Source organism: Pseudomonas sp. WAC2 (assembly GCF_030403525.1).
In the GTDB taxonomy this organism is placed as follows: Bacteria; Pseudomonadota; Gammaproteobacteria; order Pseudomonadales; family Pseudomonadaceae; genus Chryseomonas; species Chryseomonas luteola.
In genome coordinates, this window is the sequence record NZ_JAUEPD010000003.1 from 168,489 (window position 1) to 186,509 (window position 18,021).

The 18,021-nt window shown below is 60.4% G+C and carries 17 protein-coding genes; 8 read left to right on the plus strand and 9 right to left on the minus strand.

What is annotated here, in order from left to right:
- Positions 1-12: 12 nt before the first annotated feature.
- Together QWJ10_RS07960 and QWJ10_RS07965 are read right to left on the minus strand one after the other, a co-directional pair.
- The gene (locus QWJ10_RS07960) at positions 13-1,386 is read right to left on the minus strand and encodes an MFS transporter (protein WP_289925349.1); all 1,374 of its coding nucleotides are present in this window, start codon (positions 1,384-1,386) and stop codon (positions 13-15) included.
- Complete coding sequence (locus tag QWJ10_RS07965) at positions 1,383-2,180, minus strand: siderophore-interacting protein (protein WP_037029906.1); 798 nt, start codon at positions 2,178-2,180, stop codon at positions 1,383-1,385. Before QWJ10_RS07965 ends, QWJ10_RS07960 begins: the two co-directional genes overlap by 4 nt.
- Positions 2,181-2,235: 55 nt before the next feature.
- Here QWJ10_RS07965 and QWJ10_RS07970 point away from each other — a divergent pair, with 55 nt between their 5' ends.
- A complete protein-coding gene (locus QWJ10_RS07970; RefSeq protein WP_074821319.1) occupies positions 2,236-2,664 on the plus strand; it encodes a MarR family transcriptional regulator in 429 nt (142 codons plus the stop codon).
- On the opposite strand, the gene QWJ10_RS07975 is transcribed toward QWJ10_RS07970, so the two are convergent.
- The 4 genes from QWJ10_RS07975 to QWJ10_RS07990 form a co-directional block, all read right to left on the minus strand.
- Positions 2,661-3,440, minus strand: coding sequence for an N-acetylmuramoyl-L-alanine amidase (locus tag QWJ10_RS07975; RefSeq protein ID WP_074821316.1), 780 nt, complete (start codon positions 3,438-3,440; stop codon positions 2,661-2,663). The genes QWJ10_RS07970 and QWJ10_RS07975 overlap by 4 nt on opposite strands.
- 43 nt (positions 3,441-3,483) lie before the next feature.
- Positions 3,484-5,574: a diguanylate cyclase gene (locus QWJ10_RS07980; RefSeq protein ID WP_289925355.1), complete on the minus strand. Its 2,091-nt coding sequence runs from the start codon at positions 5,572-5,574 to the stop codon at positions 3,484-3,486.
- A 256-nt stretch (positions 5,575-5,830) separates the two neighbouring features.
- Entirely contained in the window at positions 5,831-6,460 is a 630-nt protein-coding gene (locus tag QWJ10_RS07985) for a thiol:disulfide interchange protein DsbA/DsbL (protein WP_010796554.1), read from the minus strand.
- A 216-nt stretch (positions 6,461-6,676) separates the two neighbouring features.
- The gene (locus tag QWJ10_RS07990; protein WP_219651471.1) at positions 6,677-7,282 is read right to left on the minus strand and encodes a c-type cytochrome; all 606 of its coding nucleotides are present in this window, start codon (positions 7,280-7,282) and stop codon (positions 6,677-6,679) included.
- Positions 7,283-7,431: 149 nt separating this feature from the next.
- Here QWJ10_RS07990 and yihA point away from each other — a divergent pair, with 149 nt between their 5' ends.
- Positions 7,432-8,076, plus strand: coding sequence for a ribosome biogenesis GTP-binding protein YihA/YsxC (gene yihA / locus QWJ10_RS07995; RefSeq protein WP_074821308.1), 645 nt, complete (start codon positions 7,432-7,434; stop codon positions 8,074-8,076).
- Between the two features lie 428 nt (positions 8,077-8,504).
- Here the strand turns inward: yihA and polA are convergent, their stop codons facing one another.
- Positions 8,505-11,246 carry a DNA polymerase I gene (gene polA / locus QWJ10_RS08000; RefSeq protein ID WP_289925365.1) on the minus strand — a complete coding sequence of 914 codons (2,742 nt, stop codon included), beginning with the start codon at positions 11,244-11,246 and terminating at the stop codon, positions 8,505-8,507.
- 72 nt (positions 11,247-11,318) lie between these two features.
- On the opposite strand from polA, the gene QWJ10_RS08005 reads away from it, so the two are divergent.
- Both QWJ10_RS08005 and QWJ10_RS08010 read left to right on the plus strand, forming a co-directional pair.
- Positions 11,319-11,600, plus strand: a complete 282-nt coding sequence (locus tag QWJ10_RS08005; RefSeq protein ID WP_122041085.1) for a DUF2782 domain-containing protein — start codon at positions 11,319-11,321, stop codon at positions 11,598-11,600.
- Between the two features lie 122 nt (positions 11,601-11,722).
- The gene (locus QWJ10_RS08010) at positions 11,723-12,673 is read left to right on the plus strand and encodes a homoserine kinase (protein WP_289925370.1); all 951 of its coding nucleotides are present in this window, start codon (positions 11,723-11,725) and stop codon (positions 12,671-12,673) included.
- Between the two features lie 70 nt (positions 12,674-12,743).
- Here the strand turns inward: QWJ10_RS08010 and QWJ10_RS08015 are convergent, their stop codons facing one another.
- The gene (locus tag QWJ10_RS08015; RefSeq protein WP_289925796.1) at positions 12,744-13,679 is read right to left on the minus strand and encodes a zinc ABC transporter substrate-binding protein; all 936 of its coding nucleotides are present in this window, start codon (positions 13,677-13,679) and stop codon (positions 12,744-12,746) included.
- A 68-nt stretch (positions 13,680-13,747) separates the two neighbouring features.
- Here QWJ10_RS08015 and QWJ10_RS08020 point away from each other — a divergent pair, with 68 nt between their 5' ends.
- Genes QWJ10_RS08020 through znuB form a run of 3 tightly spaced genes read left to right on the plus strand, consistent with a single transcriptional unit; the run spans position 13,748 to position 15,778 of the window.
- Complete coding sequence (locus QWJ10_RS08020) at positions 13,748-14,233, plus strand: Fur family transcriptional regulator (RefSeq protein ID WP_010796547.1); 486 nt, start codon at positions 13,748-13,750, stop codon at positions 14,231-14,233.
- On the plus strand, positions 14,230-15,000 hold the full coding sequence (znuC, locus tag QWJ10_RS08025) for a zinc ABC transporter ATP-binding protein ZnuC (RefSeq protein WP_289925373.1): 771 nt from the start codon (positions 14,230-14,232) through the stop codon (positions 14,998-15,000). The genes QWJ10_RS08020 and znuC overlap by 4 nt, the downstream gene beginning before the upstream one ends.
- The gene (znuB, locus tag QWJ10_RS08030; protein ID WP_122041088.1) at positions 14,993-15,778 is read left to right on the plus strand and encodes a zinc ABC transporter permease subunit ZnuB; all 786 of its coding nucleotides are present in this window, start codon (positions 14,993-14,995) and stop codon (positions 15,776-15,778) included. The genes znuC and znuB overlap by 8 nt, the downstream gene beginning before the upstream one ends.
- A 62-nt stretch (positions 15,779-15,840) precedes the next feature.
- Here the strand turns inward: znuB and QWJ10_RS08035 are convergent, their stop codons facing one another.
- Positions 15,841-16,920, minus strand: a complete 1,080-nt coding sequence (locus QWJ10_RS08035) for a tartrate dehydrogenase (RefSeq protein ID WP_289925376.1) — start codon at positions 16,918-16,920, stop codon at positions 15,841-15,843.
- 110 nt (positions 16,921-17,030) lie between these two features.
- Between QWJ10_RS08035 and QWJ10_RS08040 the strand changes: the two genes are divergently transcribed.
- A complete protein-coding gene (locus tag QWJ10_RS08040) occupies positions 17,031-17,960 on the plus strand; it encodes a LysR substrate-binding domain-containing protein (RefSeq protein WP_289925377.1) in 930 nt (309 codons plus the stop codon).
- Positions 17,961-18,021 lie beyond the last annotated feature (61 nt).

An 18,021-nucleotide genomic window follows, 5' to 3' on the forward strand; every position in this document is an offset into this window, starting at 1 on the left:
GGGCGGCTTTTTTCATGCCTTGTCTTCCTTGGGCACGTGCCAGTTGATCCAGGCCGCCAGCAGACCCAATGCCGAAGCCAGGGCCAATCCCAGACGAGGCGCTCCCTCCGGCCACAGATGCAGCAAGATGGCCAGCGCGGCGGCGCCCAGGGCCATGCCAGTTTGCCGTGCAGTCGCCTGCATGCCTCCTGTCGCTCCGGTCCGGGAAGACGGCGTGGACGTCAGCATGACCCGGTTGTTGGGCACCTGAAAAAAGCCGAAGCCCAGCCCGCCGATGATCATGAAAGCCACCAGTGGGCCTTGCCCTTGTGCCAGCGGCCAGACCGCGGTAATTCCCAATCCCAGGGCGATACCCAATCCACCCAGCATGCACAGTGTCTGGGGGCGGTAACGATCCGCCAGACGCCCGGCGACCTGAGCGGCCACGGCCACCGTCAGCGGCCAGGACAGCATCAGCAAGGCTACGTGTACCGGTGTGAGCCCCAGCTGATGCTGCAGGTAAAACGGAATAGCCAGAAAGCACAGCATTTGTGCAGCGAACGAGCAGATAGACGCCATGATCGCATGGCGGAACGCTGAGTGTTCAAGCAGATCCACCGGCAGCAGCGGCGCCGTCTGACCCCGCTCACGGTGTAGCAACCCCCACAGGCAGCCGACCGCCACGAGCAATAGCGCAGCACCTTGCAGGGGCTCTACTGCCAGTCGCTCAAGCCCACCGATGGCACCGCAGAACAAGCCGACATTGAGCAGTGCGCTGAGTGGATCGATACGGCGCTGCGCCCGTGGGTTATCCGGCAAGGCCTTGAGCAGCATCAGGACAGCCAGTCCTATCGGCAGATTGATCGCAAACAGCCAGGGCCATCCGCCCAGGGCCAGGATCCCGGCGCCCAAGCTGGGTGCCAGGGCTGATCCCAGGGCAACGCAAAGCGCATTGATACCGATGCCCCGTCCCAGCAGATGCCTGGGATAGGTCAGCTTTACGATGCCAGCGCTGACACACATGATGGCAGCAGCCCCAATGCCCTGAAGTGCTCGCGCCAGCACCAGCCAGAAGAGATCCGGCGCCAGGGCACACCCGAGCGACGCCAGGCTGAACAGACAGACCCCGGCGCCGAATACACGCCGCAGACTGATCCGCTCGGACAACGCTGCCAAGGGCAGCAGCAGGGCCACCAGCGCCAGCTGATAGGCACTGACGATCCAGACTGACTGCGCGGCGGAAACATCAAGTGCCTGGGCAATGGTAGGCAGCGCCAGATTGGCAATGCCCGAATCCAGAACCGTCATGCTGATGGCCGCCAGCAGCGCCGCAATGGCCTGATAGCGCCGGGGCGTTGGCAGGCCATCAGTGCCCGCCGGGGCTGAGGAAGAGGTGATTGTGTTCAATCTTCAAGCTTCACGTGCTGATCGCTTTCGCCGCGCTTCCAGTAGCCGGCTGCCTTGACCCATTCGCGAGGCAGTCCGTGCTGTTCAATCATCACCTGCCGAGCGGCGCGTGCAGCACCGGCTTCACTGGCGATCCAGGCGTAGCCTTCACCTGCGGGCAGTTGCAATCGCGCCAGCGAGTCCGCCAGCGAATCACTCGTCGTCTCACGGTAGACCCAGATCAGCGTCACGGCCGCCTGACTCGGCAAGGGGATTTCGCCGCCTGGTCGGGCTACCTCTACCAGCGCAATAGCTGTCTTGTCGGCGGGCAGCTCCTCAAGACGGCGTGCCATGGCCGGCAGGGCCGTTTCGTCACCAGCCAGCAGATACCAGTCAAAGTCGCTGGGCGGAAGCATCGAGCCTCTGGGACCGCCAATCACGATCTCATCGCCCGGCTGGGCCTGGGCAGCCCACGCGGTGACTACACCTGTTTCGTGCAGGTAAAAGTCGATGTCGAGTTCACCGGTAGCAGAGTCATAGCGGCGCGGCGTGTAATGGCGGCCCACAAGCCTATCCAGCGGAACGCTGCGGATAGGCGCCCCATCGGCTGGGAGAAACAGTTTGATATGGTCATCGAAGGCCGGGCTGTTGAAATCCGCGAGATCCGGGCCGCCAAAGGTCAGGCGCAGCATATCGCCACCCAGGCTTTCACGGCGGACGACCTGGGCCCAGCGACGTTTGAGTTCATGGCGGACGCGCTGAAAAACGTGACGTGTACTGGAATCTGCCGTGCGGCTATGAAATGATGCAGTCATTAAAGAGGACCCATTCATTGAGGTTCCTCACTATATTCAAGATAAGTGATGCACCATGTCAACCATTTTTGAAATTGCCGAAGCCCTGCACGACATCAAGCGCAGCATGCGTCAGCATCTGGATAGCGCGCTGCAAGCCTCGGGGCTCTCGTTTGCCCGTTATAAGGTCATGAGCCTTCTGGATAAGCTAGGCCCCTGTCGCCCCGGTGTGCTTGCGGAACATTTGAAGCACGCGCCCCGCACTCTGACAGATGCCATTGATGCGCTGGAACGTGACGGACTGGTTCGCCGTGAGCCCCACCCGGATGACCGCCGGGCGGTCCTGGTGCACCTAACTGATGCGGGCCGGCATGCGCTTACGCTCGCGCAGGCACCCCGTCGGCAGGCGTTGGAGGCTGTCTTTGCACCGCTTGAAGCCGATGAGCAGGCGCAGCTGCTGCGCCTGCTAGGCAAGGTTCGTGACGCGAACCCGAAGGGAGGTTAACGGCCCGTTGGCAGGCTGAGCAGCAAAGCTGCCGTCTGCAGATCCGGCTCACCGTCGAATCGACCTGGGCGGTACTTCATCTGGAAGGCCGCAATCACATCGCGGGTCGCCTTATCCAGCAGGCCGGTCTGCGGTACGGCATAACCAACACGGGCCAACTGCTGCTGGAACCACGCAGGCGGAGGGAGAACGCCACCCAGGCTGGCCTGCCGCTGTGCGACCGTGGCCGGGGTTGGCCAGTTGATGATACCGGCAGCGGCCAGACGCGCCCAAGGGAACATCGGGCCCGGGTCCTGCTTGCGGGACGGTGCGATGTCGCTATGGCCAATCACGGCATTCGGCCCCAGGTGGTGGCGCTGCTGGATATCCTTGAGTAGCGGGATAAGCGCCTTGATCTGCTCTTCCGTGAAGGGATACCACTGACGCCCTGTGGGCGTGTCACGGAAGCCCAGGTTTACCATCTCGATCCCGATTGACGTGGCGTTGAGCCAGGTCCGCCCTTCCCACTCGCTTTCCCCGGCGTGCCAGGCACGGCGATTTTCGTCGACCAATCGGTAGATCGTGCCGTCCCGGTCAATCATGTAGTGGGCGCTTACACCGCCATGGGTCAGCATGGCCAGGGAGCGTTGTGAGTCCGATGCGGTGTAGTGCAGCACGATGTACTGCACACGGCTGTCCTGATCCTTGGCCGTGTGATCCGTATTGATGCGAAGCCCGCCGGCACAACCGGCGAGCAAGGTGCTGAAGAGCAATAACAAGGGCAGTAGCAGACGCATGACGCAAGAACCTCGGACAACTTTTGTAGGGTATGGCAGGCCGTCAGGCCAGCTCGATTCGGTTCCGCCCTCCGCGCTTGGCGCGGTAAAGCGCCTGATCCGCACGTTCGAAAGCCTGCTTGCTGCCTTCGCCTGTCTGGAACGCCGTGAGGCCGGCTGAGCAGGTTATGGTGACGCGCTCGCCCTTGAAATGGAACGGGCAGGCTTCAATGGCCGCACGTAACGCCTGAATCAGGGGCTCGCCCTCCTCCACGGACGTGTTAGGCAACAGGACGACAAATTCCTCTCCACCGAAGCGCGCGATAAAGTCGGTCCGCCGTAACTTCTTGCTTAGCTGGGTACCGATGATCTTGAGCACCTTGTCTCCCGCCAGATGGCCGAAATCGTCGTTGACCCGCTTGAAGTGATCTACGTCGATCACTGCCAGCAGCAGACTGTTATGGTAACGCTGCCAGAGCGAGACTTCGGCATCCAGGCGCTCGGTCCAGGCTGCACGGTTAGGCAGGCCGGTCAGCGGATCGGTCAGGGCTTTCTTGCGCTGCTCTTCGACGTGGGAGCGATAGTTGTTGGCCTCCTGCTCCATGCTGACCACACGCTCCGAAAGCGTTTTCAGCCGCTCGGCCATTTCCAGCTCGCGCGCCTCACGCTGCTGCTGATACTGCTCCATATGAGTCAGCATGCCATCCAGGCGGCTTTCCAGCGCCTTTTTCACATTATCCGGCTCAGCGGCTTCCTGCACATGAGTCTGCAAGTCACTGACCTGCTCACGGAGCTCTTCGCTGAAGGAGCGCTCTTGCTCACGAGCCTCGTCATGGCCTTCGTTGACCTGTTGCAGGTGATTCTGGAAGCTGTCCAGGCGCTGATTGAGCTGCTTGAGATAGCCCTCGAACTCGCGGTGACCCTGGTCGTTGAGCGAAAGCACCAGGCCCGACAGGTCATCCAGCAACGGCACCAGCTCATACCAGTTCAACCGTCCGAACATGCGCTGTCGCAAGGCTTCAGCCTGCGGTTTGTGGCTGTCCGGCAGCTGCAATTCGTCCAGCAGATGAATCAGCGTCGCCTCGATATGCGGAGCGATAGCGCTGTATCCAGGCTCTGGCGGTGGTGGCAGATCAAAATGGGACTCGTCTGACGTAACTTCAGCCGTAGCCATTTTAGACTGCTCGGCCTCAGCACTTTCCATGACTTGAGACGGCTCTTCTACTGTGGCTTCTAGCTCGGCGGGCTTCTCGTCTTCGACAGTAGCGGTTTCAACAACGGTTTCTGCTGGCTCAGCGACCTCAGGCTTATCGCCCTCAGCCTCAATAACTGTGCTGGATGGCGTCTCGCTGGGTACATCCGGTGCGATGGCAGCAATCGGCGCAGCCTGAGCAGTAGGCTCGGCAAGCGGTTTCTGCTCGACCGCAGAGCTGGCTCCCTCGATCGGCGCAGTGATAGGCGAGGGCTGAGGCGTCTCTGCTACGGGCAGTACGACTTGCTCAGGCGTAGCGGGTGCCGCTACAACTGCCAGGTCGGCAGCGCTCGAAGCCGGCTCGTCATCCAGGTCGTCTTCGTCATCCGCCTCGTCATGCCGGGCCGGTACGGGTTTGGCAACAACAGGCGCCTCCTCCTTTCCCTTACCCAGCAGCCGCTCCAGAAAACCAGGCTTATGGGGCTGGGCATTGGCCTGAGCCTCCAGGGCCTGACGCTGCAGTCGGCTCAACTCGATCACCAGCTTGGGAAAATCACCTGGCTGCTCGGCTGAATTGGCCGCCTTCTTGGCAAAGCGCTTCAGCGACTTGCGGATATCCCGAGGCAGCGGTAGCGCCATCAGCATATGAGACAGGTCCGCAAAGGCCTTGGCCGCCTGCTCGGCGCGCTCGCTACGGCGACGCTCCGACTCGAGTACAGTTTTTTCCAGACGCGGGATCATGCGTGAGAGCTCGTCGTCCATGTTCTCGTGGCGCAGGATATTGCGCAGATCATGGAGACACTCATCCACAGCCTTGTCGTTGCCTTCGGCTGCGATACTGGTGCGGGTCAAGCCACGGCGTACCAAGTCAAGACGCGCTTCCCAGCGCGCCTCCACTTCTTCCTGGCGCTCGACGACCTCCAGGTACTTGTTTTTCCAGCGTTCGAGATCGTCCTGGCTCATGTCAGGCCCCGGGAGAAGAGCATGGGTAAATCTAAAGCGTTATGCATGTTTTAGCAGACGCCACAGGTTGTATCGCTTCGATAAGGTTCATGGCAGTAGTAACGGCCGAAATAACCCGGCCTTTAACGTACACAGCAGAAGTGTGATACAGGTTGTAAATAGCGACAGGTTTACGCCGGCTGGTTGGGCAGCATAGAAGATCCAGCCAGCAGCGCCGCCTGGAAGGGCCCGCCAGAATGGCAGGCCCGGCAGGGTATTACTTGGCGGCGCGTTCCTTCTGGATCAGGAAATCAGCCACTTGCAGGGCCTGGTCCGGACCACCTGCGCTACCCAGGTCAAAGCGGTATTTACCGTTGACGACCATGGTCGGAACGCCGCTGATCTGGTAGGCCATTGCCAGTTTCTTGTCCTTCTCGACCTGTCCCTTCACGGCGAAGGAATTGTAGGTGCTCAGGAATTTCTCGCGATCAACACCCTGATTAGCCAGAAAGTCCGCCATCTCCTCAGGAGTGGCCAGCTTCTGTTGGCCGTTATGAATGGTCGCAAAAATCGCCTCATGCACCTTCTGCTCGACGCCCATAGCCTCCAGCGTCACGAACAGCTGGCCATGAACGTTCCAGACACCACCAAACATGGCCGGCACGCGACGGAAACTCACATCGTCAGGCAGCTTTTTGGCCCAGGCATTCAACGTCGGCTCGAAGGCATAGCAGTGCGGGCAGCCATACCAGAACAGTTCGACCACTTCGATCTTGCCCGGTGTAGCCACTGGGACCGGGTTGCTCATTTCCGTGTATTGCTTGCCAGCCTCAATCTCCTGGGCGTTGGCAAACGTACCAAACAGGCCGGAAAAGGCTAATACAGCGGTAAGAATCAGGTTACGCATTAATCTACTCCTGGGCTGAAAGGCCATGCTGCGAAGCCCGCAGCAGGCAGGCCACGCCGGATAAAGCCATGCTTCAATCGAAGCGTGCGACGGGGTCTGCCATTGTAGCGGTCATAACCACCAAAATGACGGCTGGTGCGGCGCTTTTTAACGTGACATTCAGGCTTGATTCAACTTCTCAACGCGTCCACCTAAGGGGACGCACCATAAACAGCTCTAGTGCAATCCTTCAATATAGGTTGCCAAGGCTGAAATATCCTGGTCAGACAGCTTGCTGGCAATGCTGCGCATCATCATGGCTTCGCCATCATTGGTGCGCTGTCCTTCGCGAAAAGCGGTCAGCTGCTTGAGGGTATAAGCGGCGTGCTGGCCTGAAAGTAATGGAAAACCGGCCTGGCGATTGCCGACACCATCCGGCGCGTGACAGCCCGTACAGGCAGGCAGACCCGTTTCCAGACGTCCGCCTCGATAAAGCGCTTCGCCAGCAGCTACAAGCGCAGGGTCAGCGGCACCGATCACCGGCTTCTGCGAGGCAAAATAGGCCGCCAGGTCTTCTATATCCTGATCGCTCAGGCCTGGCATGAACGCCATCATTTCAGGCACGGGCCGGGCGCCGCTCTTGATATCGTGGAGCTGTTTGATCAGATAGCGCTCGCCCTGACCGGCAATCTTGGGAAAATTGGGTATAGGGCTGTTACCATCGGGACCATGGCAGGCGCCACAGACCATCGACTTGCTTTGTCCGGCGGCAACATCGCCTGCGGCCTGGGCCGTCATGCTGATTCCCAGGGTGAGCAAAAGGCTCACCATCAGTGTTTTCATCCGTCGATCCATTACGCCTGTGTACGGGACGCAAGCCAGCCTGCTCGACCCCAGGCATACTATGCGTACAGAATCTGCATCATTCTATAGAGACGGCTCCGCTGAGCGAAAGCGGGAGTCGCAGCGCTGCGGCGCCATCGAGACCTACTATGACGTTCAAAAACCCTATTATCGGCCTTTGCCAACAAGCGACCTACCAGATTAGCGCCACCCGGGTGGACCAGTGCCCGCCGGATATTGGCTACGAAGTCGCCTTTGCCGGCCGCTCTAACGCGGGCAAATCCAGTGCACTCAATACCCTGACCCATGCCAGCCTGGCCCGTACCTCCAAAACCCCTGGCCGTACCCAGATGCTCAACTTCTTCCAGTTGGATGAGGAGCGACGTCTGGTCGACCTGCCTGGCTATGGCTATGCCAAGGTCCCGATTCCGCTCAAACAGCACTGGCAGCAGCACCTAGAAGCCTATCTGGGCAGCCGTGAGAGCCTTGTGGGTATCGTCTTGCTGATGGATATACGCCACCCACTGACCGAGTTCGACCTCCTGATGCTGGACTGGGGCAAGGCAAGCCATATGCCGATCCATGTTCTGTTGACCAAGGCCGACAAGCTGGCTTTTGGCGCAGCCAAGAATGCACTGCTCAAGGTGCAGCGCGACATCAAGAAAGGCTGGGGCGACAACGCCAGCGTACAGCTGTTCTCAGCTCCCAAGCGTCAGGGGATCGAAGAAGCCCACAAGGTATTGGCTCAATGGCTGGGGCTGCTTGAGGACGAAGCGGCCAGCGACGTGGAATAAGCACAGGAACATGGCGCACTGAATTGTGGGTGCGCCATAGGCTGACAGCATATGTCCATCGAAGCGCTACCGCTCTTGTTCAGGCAAAAACCTCTGCCGCACTTTTCCGGACGCAAAAAAAAAACCCCGATCTTCATTGGGGAGGGGAAAAGATCGGGGTTTAAGTTCGGACCGCTAGGGCGGGGTCCGTTAATCTGCCAACACTAAACAGCAAAGGAGCATCGAAGGGCTTCTCCAAGCCATTCACAAAATCAGACAGAACGGCTTCACAAAAGTTCTCCGTTCATCGAAAAAATGTCATAACCGCTTGTTATTTTTTCGAAGGCTCATTCCTGAACCTCAAGATGATGGCCAATTCGCTCCTTTTAGCCACTATTTCGCCATAAAACGCTGCAAAAGGCCCCAGCGGAGCCTTCTGCGTTGCCCTCTTAGTGCGCCTCGTCCCAGTTACAGCCAACGCCTGCTTCCACCAGCAGCGGTACGTCCAGTTCAGCCGCACCACTCATCAATGGGCAGAGTTCTTCACGTACGGTCTCGACGAGATCTTCCCGTACTTCCAGTACCAGTTCATCGTGTACCTGCAAAATGACGCGGGCATCAATACCCGAACGCTGTAGCCAGTCATCCACACGCACCATGGCGCGCTTCATGATGTCTGCCGCCGTGCCCTGCATGGGCGCGTTGATCGCCGCACGTTCGGCACCACGACGGATGTTCTGGTTCTTGGAGTGAATATCCGGCAGGTACAGACGGCGGCCAAACAGCGTTTCCACATAGCCCTGATCCACGACCTGGGCTCGGGTTCGCTCCATGTAGGCCAGCACCCCGGGGTAGCGCAGGAAGTACCGGTCGATATAAGCCTGGGCCTCCTTACGATCCACGCCGATCTGCTTGGCCAGGCCAAACGAACTCATGCCGTAGATCAAGCCGAAGTTGATCGCCTTGGCGCGGCGGCGCTGCTCATGGGTTACCTCGTCCAGGCTTACGCCCATGACTTCGGCAGCCGTGGCACGGTGCACGTCCAAATCGTTCTGGAACGCATGCAGCAGGCCTTCGTCCTGTGCCAGGTGCGCCATGATGCGCAGCTCGATCTGCGAATAGTCCGCCGCCATCAGCTTATAGCCTTTGGGCGCGATAAAGGCCTGACGGATGCGGCGGCCCTCGGCAGTACGGATCGGGATATTCTGCAGGTTCGGATCAGACGAAGACAGCCGTCCCGTCGCCGTCACCGCCTGATGATAGGAGGTGTGGATGCGCCCGGTATGCGGATTGATCTGCTGGGGCAGCTTGTCGGTATAGGTGCTCTTGAGCTTGCTCATCGACCGATGCTGCATGATGACCTTGGGCAGCGGATAATCCTGGTCGGCCAATTCCTGCAACACGGCTTCGGCCGTGGACGGCTGGCCGGACGCGGTCTTGGATACCACCGGCAGGCCTAGCTTCACAAACAGGATCTCGCCGAGCTGCTTGGGCGAGCCCAGGTTGAACTCCTGGCCGGCCAATTCGTAGGCCTCTTTCTCCAACGCGATCATCTTTTCACCCAGCTCGCGGCTCTGCACGCCAAGCAGGTCGCGGTCCACATAGGCCCCGTTCTGCTCGATACGCGCCAGTACCGGAACCAGTGGCATCTCGATCTCTTTCAACACATCTGCCAGCGCCGGAACGGCTTCAAGCTTGGGCCACAGAGCCTGATGCAGGCGCAGAGTTACATCGGCATCTTCAGCGGCATAGGGGCCTGCCTGTTCCAGGGCAATCTGGTCAAAGGTCAACTGCTTGGCCCCTTTGCCAGCGATATCCTCGAAGCGGATGGTGCTGTGGCCCAGATACTTGAGCGCCAGGCTGTCCATGTCATGACGGGTAGCGGTAGCGTCCAGCACATAGGATTCGAGCATGGTGTCGAAGGCAATGCCGCGCAGGGTAATGCCATAGCGGGCAAAGACGTTCTTGTCGTACTTGCCGTGCTGCATGACCTTGAGCTTGGTCTCGTCTTCCAGTAGCGGCTTGAGCGCAGCCAGTACGGCGTCACGGTCAAGCTGGGCGGGCGCCCCCATGTAATTGTGCGCAACAGGCACATAGGCCGCCTCGCCTGCTGTTACCGCGAACGAGATACCAGCCAGATCCGCCTGATGAGCGTCCAGGCTGTTGGTTTCGGTGTCCAGGGCAAACAGGTCGGCCGCCTTCAGCTTTTCCAGCCAGGCGTCGAATTCATCCTGGGTCAGGACCGTCTGGTAATCGAGCTCCAGCGTCGCCTGCTCGCTTTCACCCAGTGGCAGCGGCTCGCCGCTGTCCTTGGCCTCCCGCAACAGGTCGTCCAGCCAGGATTTGAATTCCATTTCCTTGTACAGGGCGATCAGCGCTTCGCGGTGCGGTTCCTCCGGCATCAGTTCATCGAATTTCACGTCGAGCGGAACATCAATCTTGATGGTTGCCAGCTGATACGAAAGATACGCCTGATCGCGGTGCTGCTCGAGTTTGGACGCCAGCGACTTGGCGCCGCGGATCGGTAGCGTAGCCACCTTGTCCAAATTGGCATACAGCGCGTCCAAGCCGCCGCCAATCCCGTTGAGCAGGCCACAGGCCGTCTTCTCGCCAATGCCCGGTACGCCGGGAATGTTGTCGATCTTGTCGCCCATGAGCGCCAGGAAGTCAATGATGTGCTCAGGCCCCACACCGAACTTCTCCTTCACACCCTCGACGTCCAGCACGCTGCCGCTCATGGTGTTGACCAGCGTGACATGCTCGCAGACCAGCTGGGCCATGTCCTTGTCGCCTGTGGAAATCACCACCGGACGAGAAGCAGCTGCGCAGCTCCGGGCCAGAGTGCCGATCACATCGTCCGCCTCGACGCCCTCCACATTGAGCAGCGGCAGGCCCAGGGCACGAATGCAGGCGTGCAGCGGCTCGACCTGACTGCGCAGGTCATCGGGCATGGCCGGGCGATGAGCCTTGTAGTCGGCGAAGAGTTCATCGCGGAACGTTGGGCCCTTGGCATCGAAGACTACGGCAAAGGGGCTGTCCGGGTATTGTCTGCGCAGGGACAGCAGCATGTTGAGGACGCCTTTCACGGCGCCGGTCGGCCGGCCGGTCGATGTCATCAACGGCGGCAGGGCATGGAAGGCACGGTAGAGATAGGAGGAACCGTCCACCAGGACGAGAGGCGCTTGGCTCATGAGCGAGATCAACCTTTTCGCGAGGCCTAGAGGTAGAATTTCCTCTGACCTATTCAAAAGGACAAGGTTACCATGCGAGTGCTCAGCAGACTTTTACTCATCGGTCTTTTAGCTGCCCCCATCGTACCCGTACTGGCCCAGGAGGACCCTTCGCCCGAGCCGGACGTGACCATCCGTCATGATGGCGACAAGACCATCCAGGAATACCGCGTGAACGGTTTTCTGTATGCCATCAAGATCACCCCCAAGCACGGCAAGCCGTATTTTCTGGTGCGCGCCGATGGCGACAGCAATTTCATCCGCTCGGACCAGCCCGACATGCTGATTCCCCAATGGGAAATCTTCCGCTGGTGATTTTATTCGGCCCTGTCGGTACGGGTGGCTGTTCCTCAGGCGGCAGCAGGCGGTAAACTGCCCGCCGTTTTTCGGCTTGCAGGCCGTTCTCGTCCATGACGCTTTGAGGAAAGCTTCACCCCATGTCCGTCTTTACCCCGCTCGACCGCCCGACGCTTGAAGCTTTCCTGGCAGACTACGGCCTTGGCCGCCTGCGCGACTTTCGCGGTATTGCCGAAGGGTCCGAGAACACCAACTACTTCATCAGCCTGGAAGGCGGTGAGTTCGTGCTGACACTGGTCGAGCGCGGTCCGGCAGCCGATCTGCCGTTTTTCATCCAGCTCCTGGATGTGCTGCATGAAGCCGATCTGCCAGTGCCGTATGCGCTGCGCACCGAGGCGGGAGACGGACTACGGACCCTGAAGGGCAAGCCTGCCCTGTTGCAGCCGCGGCTACCGGGCAAGCATGAGCGCGCACCGAACCCTCATCACTGCCAGGAAGTCGGCTCGCTGCTGGCCTGCATCCACTTGGCAACACGCGATCGAATCATCGAGCGCCCAAGCGACCGGGGTCTTGCCTGGATGCTGGAGCAGGGCCCACAACTGGCAAACGAGCTACCCGAATCGGCCCGGGCGATGTTGCATAACACACTGGATGAGATTCGCACGCTGCAGGAGCGAAATCCCAACCTGCCATGCGCCAACCTGCATGCCGACCTGTTCCGCGACAACGTGATGTTCGACGGGCCGCACCTAGCTGGCGTAATCGACTTCTACAATGCCTGCTCAGGCTGGATGCTCTATGACCTCGCCATCACGGTGAATGACTGGTGCTCCCGCGAAGACGGCTCGCTCGACGAGCCGCGCGCCCGCTCATTACTGGCCGCCTATGCCGCCAAGCGCCGCTTCACGCCGCTCGAAGTCGAACTCTGGCCGGTTATGCTGCGGATTGCCTGTGTACGCTTCTGGCTGTCCCGCCTGATTGCCGCCAAGGCCTTTGCCGGTCAGGATGTGCTGATCCACGACCCTGCCGAGTTCGAGCACCGTCTCGCCCAGCGCCAGAGTGTTGCGCTGCGGCTCCCCCTGTCGCTGTAAGCTTTTCGAGGGCTTCGTCCTGTGTACGAAGCCCCTGCCTCAACGACTCAGCTAGTCAAAATCGCCTTGCCTAAATTTTGCCCAGGCAATCCGTCAGTTTGCCCGTCAGGTTGGTCAGCAGCGTCTCATAACCGGAGGCATTGACTGGCGCATCAGCGCCCAGCGGATCCAGTTCGGACAGCGTGACCGGCAGGCCCTGGCTCAGCGTATCGGCCAGACGCGGGCGCAGCGGCGGCTCGGTAAAGACACAGGTGGGCCCGGCGCTCTTGAGCATGGCGCGCATTGCGGCAACATGGCGGGCGCCCGGCTGCACATCCCCACTAATGGCAAATACACCACGGTGTGACAGGCCGTAGGCTTCCTCGAGGTAGTCGAAGGCCTCATGGAAGACGAAATACGGCTTGCCAGTCAAGGGCGTCAGATCCTGCTTGAGCTGGCCATCGAGGCGGTCGAGCCGCTGATTGAAGGCCACCAGATTCGCCTTATAGCGGTCGGCGTTGGCGCTGTCCCGGGCCGAAAGATCAGCCGCCATCCTGGCAGCGATCACGCGTGCGTTGTTCAGCGAGAGCCACAGGTGCGCATCGATGGAGCCGGGACGATGGTCATGGTCGTGCTCGAAAGCTTCGTCATGGCCATGGTCGTGATCGTGCTCTGCTTCGGCGCTGAAATTGACGAAGCGCCGCAGGTGCAGGTCAGGTAGCTCCTGTATGGCGACGCTGGGCTTGTCCCGGCCGGGCAGCACATCCTTGAGAAAGACTTCCATGTCTGGCCCTATCCAATAGAACAGCTGCGCCTCGCGGATGCGCCGTATGTCGGAAGGCCGCAGGGCGTAGTTGTGCGGGGAGGCGCCTGGTGGCAGCAGGACGTCGGGCGTATCGACGCCCTCTTGCACCGCTGCGGCAATCAGCTGCAAGGGTTTGATGCTGGTCAGTACGTTGACCTCGGCATGGGCCGAGGCTGCAAAAGCGGTCAGGCCGAACAGAGCGCCGGCAATCAGGGATCGGATCACGGAAGGGTCTCAAAGCAGTACGTTTGCAATATAATAACGTCCCTATTCATAAACGGCTCATTTCAATGACGAGTATCCCTCTGGCTTCTCGCCCGCATGACCATTCCCATTGCGTCACCCATGCGCTGGGTGAGGCCGAATCGCTGTGCACGAAGTCCGGTGTACGCCTGACCGACCTGCGCCGCCGCGTGCTGGAGCTGGTCTGGCAAAGCCACAAGCCGCTCGGGGCCTATGACATCCTGGCGGTTCTCAGCGAGCAGGACGGCCGCCGTGCTGCACCGCCGACCGTTTATCGTGCGCTGGACTTCCTGCTCGAAAACGGCCTGGTGCACCGCATCGCCTCCCTGAACGCTTTTATTGGCTGCAATCACCCAGGGCATGCCCACCAGGGTCAGTTCCTGATTTGCCGCCATTGCCATGTGGCGATCGAGCTTGAACAGCCAGCCATTCATGAGGCTATTCAGGCAGGTGCTGGTACGGTCGGCTTCAAGGTTGAAGGCCAGACGGTCGAAGTCATCGGCCTCTGCTCTGCCTGCCAGGACGCTCAATGAGCGATGCATTGATCCAACTGTCCGACGTAGGCGTGCGCTTTTCCGGGCAGAACATTCTTGATCAGGTAAACCTGACCCTCACGCGTGGCGAAATCGTCACGCTGATCGGGCCCAACGGGGCCGGCAAGACGACGCTGGTGCGTACCGTGCTGGGTCTGCTCAAGCCGGACACTGGCAGCGTCTGGCGTCAGCCACGCCTGACGATTGGCTACATGCCGCAAAAGCTGCACGTAGATGCAACGCTCCCGCTCTCTGTGCTGCGGTTCCTGCGGCTCGTGCCGGGTGTAGACCGTACAAGTGCCGCCAGCGCCCTGGCCGAGGTAGGTGCAGATCACTTACTCGACAACCCCTTGCAAACCATTTCCGGAGGCGAGTTGCAGCGCGTGCTGCTGGCCCGTGCGCTCTTACGCAAGCCCGAGCTGCTGGTGCTCGACGAGCCGGTCCAGGGTGTGGACGTAAGCGGTCAGGCGGAGCTTTATCGGCTCATTACCCAATTGCGCAACCGCTACGGCTGTGGTGTGCTGATGGTTTCCCATGACCTGCATCTGGTCATGAGCACCACTGATCAGGTCGTCTGCCTGAATCATCACATCTGCTGCTCCGGCCATCCCGAGCAGGTCAGCGGCGATCCAGCCTTTGTCGAACTGTTCGGCCAGGACGCGCGCAGCCTCGCGATCTACCACCATCACCACGACCATGCCCATGAACTGCATGGCGGCGTCGTGATGAAACCCCACGTCCATGGTGAACACTGCAAGCATGGCTGATTTTCTTCTTTACGCCTTGCTCGCCGGGCTTGCATTGGCGGTTGTTGCCGGGCCGCTGGGCTCGTTCGTGGTCTGGCGACGTATGGCCTATTTTGGCGACACCCTTTCCCACGCAGCCCTGCTCGGTGTGGCAATGGGCTTTTTGCTCGATGTCAGCCCGACCCTGGCGGTTACCGTTGGCTGCGTCGTTCTGGCTGTCCTTCTGGTATTGCTCCAGCGCCGCCGGGGCCTGGCCGCCGATACGCTGCTGGGCATCATGTCCCACAGCACCTTGTCGCTAGGCCTGGTGGCTCTGTCCTTCATGAAGGACGTACGGATCGACCTGATGAGCTATCTCTTTGGGGATCTGCTTGCCGTCAGCCAGAGCGATCTGTGGTGGATTCTGATCGGCAGCGTGATCGTACTGGCCGCGCTGGCCGCGCTCTGGCGCCCCCTGCTAGCCATTACCGTCCACGAGGAATTGGCCCAGGTGGAAGGCCTGCCGGTCACGGCCATCCGCATGGCCCTGATGCTGCTCATTGCCATCGTGATTGCGGTCGCGATGAAAATCGTCGGCGTCCTGCTGATCACGTCGCTGCTCATCATTCCCGCCGCTGCCGCGCAGCGCCATGCCCGCAGTCCTGAGCAGATGGCCTTCGGCGCCAGTGTGCTGGGGATCATTGCGGTGTGCCTGGGCCTGTCGCTGTCGTGGTATCAGGACACGCCGGCCGGCCCCTCCATCGTGGTCTCGGCCGCAGCGCTCTTTCTGCTCAGCTTTATGCTGCCCAGACGGGCGTAAGTTACACCGAAACTGAAAAGCCCCGCCTAGGCGGGGCTTTTTTATTGGTCAGAGAACACTCTTTAGAACTGCGCGGCAATGGCCTTGCCAAGCGCCTCGGTCGTTCCCGTCCCGCCAATATCCCGTGTCAGCGGTGCATTATCCGGACCTTTTGCCAGAACGGTCTCGATGGCAGCCAGTACTGCCGCGCCGGCGTCATGGTGGCCCAGGTGCTCCAGCATCATCGCGCCGCACCAGATCTGTCCGATGGGATTGGCAATCCCCTGGCCTGCAATGTCTGGCGCCGAGCCATGGACGGGCTCGAACAGGCTGGGGAAGCGGCGGTCCGGATTGATGTTGGCCGAAGGCGCAATACCGATCGTACCCGTGCAGGCCGGGCCAAGGTCGGAAAGAATGTCCCCGAACAGATTGCTTGCCACGACGACATCGAACCAATCCGGATGCAATACAAAGTTCGCCGTCAGGATATCGATGTGGTACTTGTCGAGCTTGACCTCTGGATAGCCTGCCGCCATGGCTTCCACCCGCTCGTCCCAGTAAGGCATGGTGATGGAAATGCCGTTGGATTTGGTAGCCGAGGTCAGGTGTTTCTTCGGACGCCGCTGCGCCAGCTCGAAGGCGAACTTGAGGATGCGATCGACCCCGATACGGCTCATGACCGTTTCCTGCATGACCACTTCGCGCTCGGTGCCGGCAAACATCTTGCCGCCGATGCTGGAGTATTCGCCTTCGGTATTCTCGCGCACCACATAGAAATCGATATCACCCGGCTTGCGGTTGGCCAGCGGGCTTCTCACGCCCGGCATCAGGCGGCAGGGGCGCAGGTTCACGTACTGATCAAAGTCACGGCGGAATTTCAGCAGCGACTCCCACAAGGAGACATGATCAGGAACCACCTCGGGCCAGCCCACCGCGCCAAAGTAAATCGCGTCGTAGCCCTTGAGCCGTTCGAACCAGTTGTCCGGCATCATCTTGCCGTGCTTCACGTAGTAATCCGCACAGGCAAAATCAAACCAGTCCCATTGCAGCGTCAGGTTGAATGCCTTTGTAGCGGCATCCATGACCCGAATGCCCTCAGGCATGACTTCCTTGCCAATGCCATCGCCGGGAATGACTGCAATCCGGTAACAGGGCGTGCTCATGGGCGAATCCTCTTGTAGTTGATACACAGTCCAGCCAGTGTTATTCACTCCTCCGATCCACACAATTCGCCTTTGAAGAAAGCCATTATTGAATCCAGGAAAAGAATTGCATGTCCGCCATCGATGACCTCAGCTTTTTCCAGCGCGTCGCCACACGGGGCAGCCTTACCGCCGTGGCGCGTGAGCTGGGGCTGTCACTCCCTGCAGTAAGCAAGCGCCTGACGCAGCTGGAACAGCGCCTGGGTGTTCAGCTGGTACAACGCACGACGCGGCGGCTTGACCTGACGGCAGAAGGCGAGCTGTACCTGGAGGGCGCCCGGCCGATTCTCCAGCAGTTGGAGGAACTGGAAAGCGCCTTGGGCAACCAACGCCAGACCTTGCGCGGGCAGCTCAGAATCAACGCAACCTTTGGCTTTGGGCGACGCCATCTCGCCCCTGTCCTGTCCCGCTTCGCCCAGGAGTACCCTGATGTCGAGCTATCCCTTGAGCTGACCAGCCAGCCGCTCAGCCTGCTAGACCAGGGCATGGATATCGGTATTCGCATGGGCGAGCCGCCGGACTCACGCCTGGTCGGCCATCGCCTGCTGGGCAATCCGCGCCTGCTCTGTGCCTCTCCAGCCTATCTGAGCCGCGCCGGTACGCCCCGTGAGGTCTCCGAGCTGAGTGCACATAACTGCATCGTGCTGCGCCAGGATGGCAGCGACTACGCTATCTGGCGCTTCCATAAGGAGGGCCGTGAGTACGCCCACAAGGTCAGCGGCAGCCTGTCGAGCAATGATGGAGAAGTTGCCCTGCAATGGGCGCTGGACGGCCATGGGCTGATCCTGCGCTCCTGGTGGGATGTCCATGAGCACCTCGCCTCGGGCGCCCTGCTGCCGCTGTTGAGCGCGTACGAGGCACCCCGTGCCGACATCTACGCAGTCTACCCATACCGCCGACACGTGCCTCGCCGTATCAAGGTCTTTGTCCGCTATCTGGCCCAGGCGTTGGAGGCGCGTCTGCCCCATGCTCCCGAGCCCGTTCGTAACGCGCCGGGATAGAAACGGCTCCTCCCCGGTCGTATCACCGATACCGCCGGAAATATACGACTCCCTTCATCTC